Source organism: Microvirga sp. KLBC 81 (assembly GCF_003075415.1).
Lineage (GTDB): Bacteria > Pseudomonadota > Alphaproteobacteria > Rhizobiales > Beijerinckiaceae > Microvirga.
In genome coordinates this window covers 1-259 of sequence record NZ_QDAH01000350.1, presented here as the reverse complement: position 1 = coordinate 259, position 259 = coordinate 1, and the positions used below count along the sequence as shown (strand labels likewise).

Sequence of the window (259 nt, the reverse complement as noted above, 5' to 3'; positions counted from 1 at the left end):
GAACGCGTCACGGTCAACCGTGGTCGCGCGAGCGAGTATCTGCGCGAGTTGCGCACACGACGACAGGCTCTCGAGGCGCTGCGCGCCCCTCGCTCCCGCGCGAACGCACTCGAGGTCCTGGATCGCCGGGCGGAACGCGCGCGCCTCGACCGCGAGATCGCGCACTTCGACGCCGTCGCGAACGGAACGAAGCAGCTGTACGCCTGGGATCCGGAGCACGGCTCATTGATCGAGATGGCGGGCGATCCGTCCACGGCGA

General features: G+C 69.5%; 1 protein-coding gene. It reads left to right on the top strand.

Annotated elements, in window-relative coordinates:
• Window positions 1–259: hypothetical protein (locus DC522_RS34145; protein ID WP_205769967.1), on the top strand; the 259-nt coding region annotated here is incomplete at both ends.